Origin of the sequence: Bacillus cereus group sp. BfR-BA-01379 (assembly GCF_022663605.1) — a bacterium.
In the GTDB taxonomy this organism is placed as follows: domain Bacteria; phylum Bacillota; class Bacilli; order Bacillales; family Bacillaceae_G; genus Bacillus_A; species Bacillus_A mobilis.
The window spans coordinates 1-6,447 of record NZ_JAKUFT010000038.1 but is presented as its reverse complement, the minus strand read 5'-3'; the positions used below and the strand labels follow the sequence as shown (position 1 = coordinate 6,447).

The following is a 6,447-nucleotide window of genomic DNA, read 5'->3' as shown; positions in this document are numbered from 1 at the left end:
ACTCCTCTCTAATATCATATATTAAATATATTTTCAAGATCTTCATTCGAGAGGTTTGCCGTTTCAAAATCAGATGGAGTGAATTCAACCTGTCTTCTCTGGCAACAATGTTGAATCAAATCTCTCAATTGATTCATATACTCTGTGAAAAATTGGGATATTGTTTCTTGTTTAAATTTGTTTTTGCTGTACGTAATCGACAAATTCAACTTTTTATCTACTGTATACGCAACGATATCTAACAAACAATCCATCTCATTTTTATTGCTGTTATCTTGACCGGAATTTTCATACGCAAACTCAAAAATCCCACTGGAAAATGTAGCATTAAAATCACCTAAATAGTTAAAACGAACATGTTTTCGAGATTCGCAACTTAATTCCTTCGAAATATACTTTAAAACTCCATAATTTAGACCTTTATTCGGAACGCCACGCAATTGCTCTTTTAATTGTTTAATTTGTTGTGATATATCTGTATCCTCAAATTGTAACCGAATTGGAAATAGACTCGTAAACCATCCAATAGTTCTCGATACATCGATATCATCATTTAATTCTTCACGCCCATGCCCTTCAATTTCAATAATCACATCATTTGTTTTAATATACTTAGCCATTACCAATGATAGCGCTATAAGCATTAGCTCATTACCTTTTGTTCGATAAGCTTCATTTGCTTTTTGTAACAGCTGCATAGTTTCTTCTTCTGTTAACTTCTTAATCATTTTCTCGCAAAATTCCATACGATCCAATCCTAAATCAAAATCATTAAATGATTTCTCTTCATATTGATATACATGCTCCCAGTATCGCTTTTCTGATTCTGAAATTTGTTTACTTATTCTCTTCAACTCAATTGCCCAATCCTGTACCGAATTATCTTTTGGCGGCAAAGACGGTTTCCCCTTATTTTCTATCTGTTTATATAATTGATTTATATCTTCAAAAATAATTCGCCACGATATACCATCAACAGCTAAATGATGAGCTGTCATCAATATTCTTTTACCGAAATTACCTAAATCAAATATACAAACTTTAAGAAGAATTTCATTTTCAATATTAAAACTTGATTTCAATATTTCTCCAATACTAACAATACGAACACTTTGTTCTGATTCCGATAATTCAGATAAATCGAATGATTCTATTTTTATTTTTTTATTGTAATTATTTTGATTATAAAATAATTCCTTCGTTTCCATCCGGTAATTCAAGCGAAAAGCGTCGTGATGACAAACTAATAAGCTAAATGCCGATTCAAGTATCCCAACCTCAATGTCATCCCTTACTTTGACTAACACCGACTGTGTATAATGGTTTATATTGTTCAAATTTTGCGAAAAAAACCATGAGATAGATGGTATCGTTTCAATACTACCAACACATTGTTGATTACTCTTCTGCTCTTTTGTGCTATTCATTTCTAAATATAAAACCATATCTTCAATAACTGGATTAGCCAAAATATCCTTTGTTTTTATTTTAATCCCTTTCTCACGTATCTTAGAGGAAATTTGAATTGCTTTAATGGAATCCCCACCTAGATGATAGAAGTTGTCTCTTATACTTACTTTTTCAACATTTAATACTTCACGTATAATACCTACTAAATCACTTTCTATCTCGCCCTCAGTTTTTTTCTCTATTTTAATTTCAGGTTTCGGCAAAGCCTCTCTATCCAGCTTTCCGTTAAACGTCAACGGTATTTCTTTCAACACAATAAAATACGAAGGAATCATATAAACTGGTAAGCTTTCTTGTAAGAATCTAAATAGTTCGGATGTCTTCACCTTAACATTCTCAATATAGTAGGCACAAAGATAGCTATTTCCATCATAATCCTCTTGATCAATCACTACTACTTCCTTAATGCTCGGATGTTTTTGCAAGTTTATTTCGATTTCTTTTAGTTCTATACGGAACCCACGAACTTTTACTTGATCATCTTTCCTTCCCACATACTCGATCTTATCCCCTTCAATAAATCTTGCTAAATCACCCGATTTATACATCTTCTCTTTTGTCGAATATGGATTTACAATAAATCTCTCTCGTGTCAAATCCTGATTGTTAAAATATCCTTTTGCAACACCCTCCCCAGAGATATAAATTTCTCCAACCTCCCCCATTGGTACTGGCCGAAGATCGGAGTCCAACAGATATATCTTCATATTTTGTGCAGGTACACCAATAGGAACAGATATCCCTTTATCTTTTTCAATATCGAATTGATGAATCATACATCCTACAACTGTTTCTGTGGGCCCATATTCATTATATATTTTTGTTTCTCTACCTAATTTTTTCTGTATGCTTGCGGCAAGGTTTACTGTTAAGTTTTCTCCACCAACAATAATTTTTTTGATTGAACACTTATATATTTCTGAATCTTTCAATAAACTTAAGTGAGATGGGGTTAATTTAATAATACTTGCTTTTTTTTCTTTAAATATCTTATATAATACATATTCGTTTTCATCAGCAGGATAAATAATAATTTGATTACCACTAATTAATGGGGTAAATATAGTTGTAACAGTAAGATCAAAAGCAAGAGATGAATACAATGGAAAAACTTCATTTTCACTTGCGCCTACATATACTTGCTTTGCCCAAGAAATATAATTAACCAATCCTTTCTGTTCAATCATTGTACCTTTAGGGTTTCCCGTAGAACCCGATGTATATATGATGTAAGCGAGGTCCGTCGGCTCACTTCTATTTTTAATATTAGAAGTATCTCCCATATAAATATGAGCTGAATTTATATGGATAACCTCAATCGCATACAAAGAGAGATCCCATTGATGCGAAATATCAAAATTAGTGAACAGAATATTGATATCTGAATCTTGCAGCATATAATTGACCCGTTCAGATGGGTATTGTGGATCAATAGGTAAATATACCGCTCCCGCTTTTAAAATCCCTAAAATTCCAATAATTGTTTCTAGAGAATGCGTAGTTGATATTCCTATCACTGTACCTTTTGTTACATTTTTCTTTAATATATATCTCGCTAATTGATTAGATCTATCATTCAATTCACGATACGTAAGTTCCTTATCTCCCAAGCAAATTGCAACTTTATCTGGTGTCCTTTCTACTTGTTCTTCAAAAAGCTGATGGATTGTCTTGTTCTTTGGATACCCCCTATTCGTTGCATTAAATTCATATATCAATTTATCCCACATATCTTCTGGTAAAATTTCTAATTCCATCAACTTTTTATTAGGCGATTCCAACATCTGATTCAGTAAATGACTGATTCCAAGATACATTTGTTCAATTTGCTTTTCTGTATACATATGATCCTTATAATCTATATCTAGATTAAATCCTCCTAATCTAGACCATTCTCGAATAATCAATTGAATTGAATAAATCTGATTCCTATTGTAAAATTCTTCATTTTCTATTGGTGTACCATTAATTTCAGTAGGAAGTTTTGTATTGTAATAGTTAATACATGTATCAAATAAATCACCGTATCCCTTTTTCTTTAATTCCAAATCTTTCACCAATACATCATATGGATATTTTTGATGATAATAACAGCGAACCAATTCACGATTAATGCCTTTTATAAAATCTAAAACTGTCATTTCACTATCAACAGTATGACGAAATGGCATAGTACTTGTTAACATCCCCACAATATTTTTTTCATTTTTTCCCGCTCGATTAAGTACAGGCATTCCAATAATTAAATCATCCTGTCCATTTACTTTATTTAAGTAAATATAATATAAGGCAACAAAGAATGCGTACACAGAAACATTTATGCCAGTAGCAAATTGTTTAATTTCATCCGATTGATTATTTGTTAAAGAATATGTTTTTCTATTTGCCTTTGCACAATCTACTTCGTTCTTCCGCTTCACAGTTGGAAGCTTACTAAACTTCTCATTCCAAAATTTTTTATCCTTCATAAATCTTTTTGAAGTTAAATAGGATTCTTCCTTCTCAAGGCAATACATATAGGTACTATTAAGCTGATCTGTTATTTTTTCACCTTTCAAAAATTGAGTGTATGCATTACAAACCTGTTCAGTTAAAAGATTCATAGACCAACCATCAGAAATTATATGATGGACCTTAACGAAATATCCCCCTTCTTTAGTATCTCGTAATTTAAACAAAGCAAAATCAAATAAGTCTTGCTCATTGATATCGAAAGGTTTCGCAGCTTCCTGCTGAACCCAGGCATCTAAATCCTTATGACTATTAAAAATAGTATATCGTACTTGATATTTATGATATTCCTCCACATATTGATGAACCTTCTCATCCGATTCTACAAATCGATGCCTGATTCCATCATTTTGTTTTATAAAATAATTAATTGCTTTCTCAAGGCAAACAAAATCCACTTCTCCTTGTATCTTTACTGTTCCCCCAATATTATGCAATGGCTGATGAGGATTAATTTTCTCCATATACCAAATCCTTTGTTGAGGATGAGTTAGTGAAAAATATTCTCTATACTTCAAATTATCACCACTTTATATTTAATGTTTTTTGAAATAATTCACTTTTTGACCATATCTAATCATTTTTTTAGTCATTTCATCTGTAATATTATTCCATACAAAACCCGTTTTTCTTAAAAGCATATTCGTTTTATCCCCCATTATATGGAACAATGTTTGTTCAACATCATTAAATGTTTTCAATTCATCTCCTATACAATGCAGCTGTAAATTATATATATCAGATGCATGTTGATTAGCTTGTTTTTCATCAAAGATATAATCTATAAATTTTTCAATTGAGGTTTCTTTTACGTCTATGTCTAATCCATACGTTGTTAAAAGAGCTGATAAGCTTACATAGTTAGGATTGAAAATGTGATGAGTCTCATTCATTAATTCTTTTTTATTGAACAACTTAATAATTGCCTGACTAACATCATCCACACATGCAAAGTCTATATCTCTTTCCATTTCTGGAACCAATCCAATTCTTATATATGATTTCATCATTGAGTATAATGCATTCTGCTCTATGTTTTCTTGAAACCTTCCTGTTTTAGAATCAAAACCGATGTTTCCCACTCGAAAAACATTTACATTTATCCCCTTATCCCTCGTTTCCAGTACAATCTTTTCAGCCTCTAACTTTGTCTTTGGATAAGGATTTTCAATAATTTGCCCTAAATCATTATCATACTCTGTATACAATATGTCTTCTTTATTCTTTACCACACCAGAAGCTACAGCCAATGTAGAAATATGATTCACATCTTTCTTTACTCCCTTAACAGAAAAATCAATTACATTTCTCGTGGCTAGAACGTTTGCTTCATAGGATTTTTCATATTTCCCATAATGACTAACACTACCTGCTGAATGTATAATACATTGGATTGTTTCACTCAAATATTGATAGTTCGGCAGATCTAAACCCATATATTTTTTTGTCAGGTCGCCACTATATACAAAAATTCTTTTCTTATACCTATCATAAAAAGATGTTCCAAAATAAGAGCAAACTTTTTCTTTAATGCGATTTTCTGCTTTTATACAATTGTCACTTCTTATAATTAAATGTACATTGCAATCTAATTCAGTTAATAAATCATGTAATAAGTAAACGCCCAAATATCCCGTGCTTCCTGTCAATAGAACTTCCTTATAGCCGACTTGGCAAGAAAGGTTGATTCCGTAATACTTTTTGTTTCTATCATCATATAAACTTCGTATCGCTATGTCTCCTCTTATCTTCTCCTCCATCAACCGATGCCTTTCTCCTCTAGCAATCAGATAAGTTGCTAATGCATCTGGAATAGTCTTCTCCTTTTTATATGTCATATGTTGCGCTAAATCAGAGACTCTAGGGTATTCAAATAAATGATTAATAGAAATATCAAAATCCTTCTGCAAACTCGAAACAACATTGATAGCCGTTAGTGAGCTACCTCCTAATTCAAAGAAATCATCATGGATACTAACTTGTTTTACTCCCGTAACTCTTTTATATGATTCTATAATTTTCCGCTGTTTATCATCTTTCGGAATAATATTCTCCTTTAGCTCTTCTACATAGTCGCTTTGCGATAAAGGGGACCTCTCTTCCATTTCAATATCCTTAGAGAGGCTAAAGAACTGTCGTTCAAAAGGATACGTAGGGAGCGGAACACGATATCTTCTTTCTTGCGAAAAATACTTGGACCACTCGATTTTCACGCCATGAATATGCAACTTACCAATACTTTGAAGTAAGTACTTGTCATCATCAGTTTTTTCTTTCGGATGCCTTACAGTATTTACAATCGGGCAACTAGATTCTCCTTGAGTATGTTGTCTAACAAAACTGCTTAATGTTCTACCTGGTCCAACCTCCACAAAAACATTTTCCGTATCCGATAGTAGATGCTTAATTCCCTCAGAAAATTTCACTACATGTCGCAGATGATTCACCCAATAATCTGCACTTTTT

Annotated in this window: 2 protein-coding genes; both read right to left on the bottom strand. The window is 32.1% G+C overall.

What is annotated here, in order from left to right:
- Nucleotides 1–14: 14 nt before the first annotated feature.
- Complete coding sequence (locus tag MR113_RS15650) at nucleotides 15–4,499, bottom strand: amino acid adenylation domain-containing protein (RefSeq protein WP_277929708.1); 4,485 nt, start codon at nucleotides 4,497–4,499, stop codon at nucleotides 15–17.
- An 18-nt stretch (nucleotides 4,500–4,517) separates the two neighbouring features.
- On the bottom strand, nucleotides 4,518–6,447 hold a 1,930-nt coding region (locus MR113_RS15645), incomplete at its 5' end, for an SDR family oxidoreductase (protein WP_242255355.1).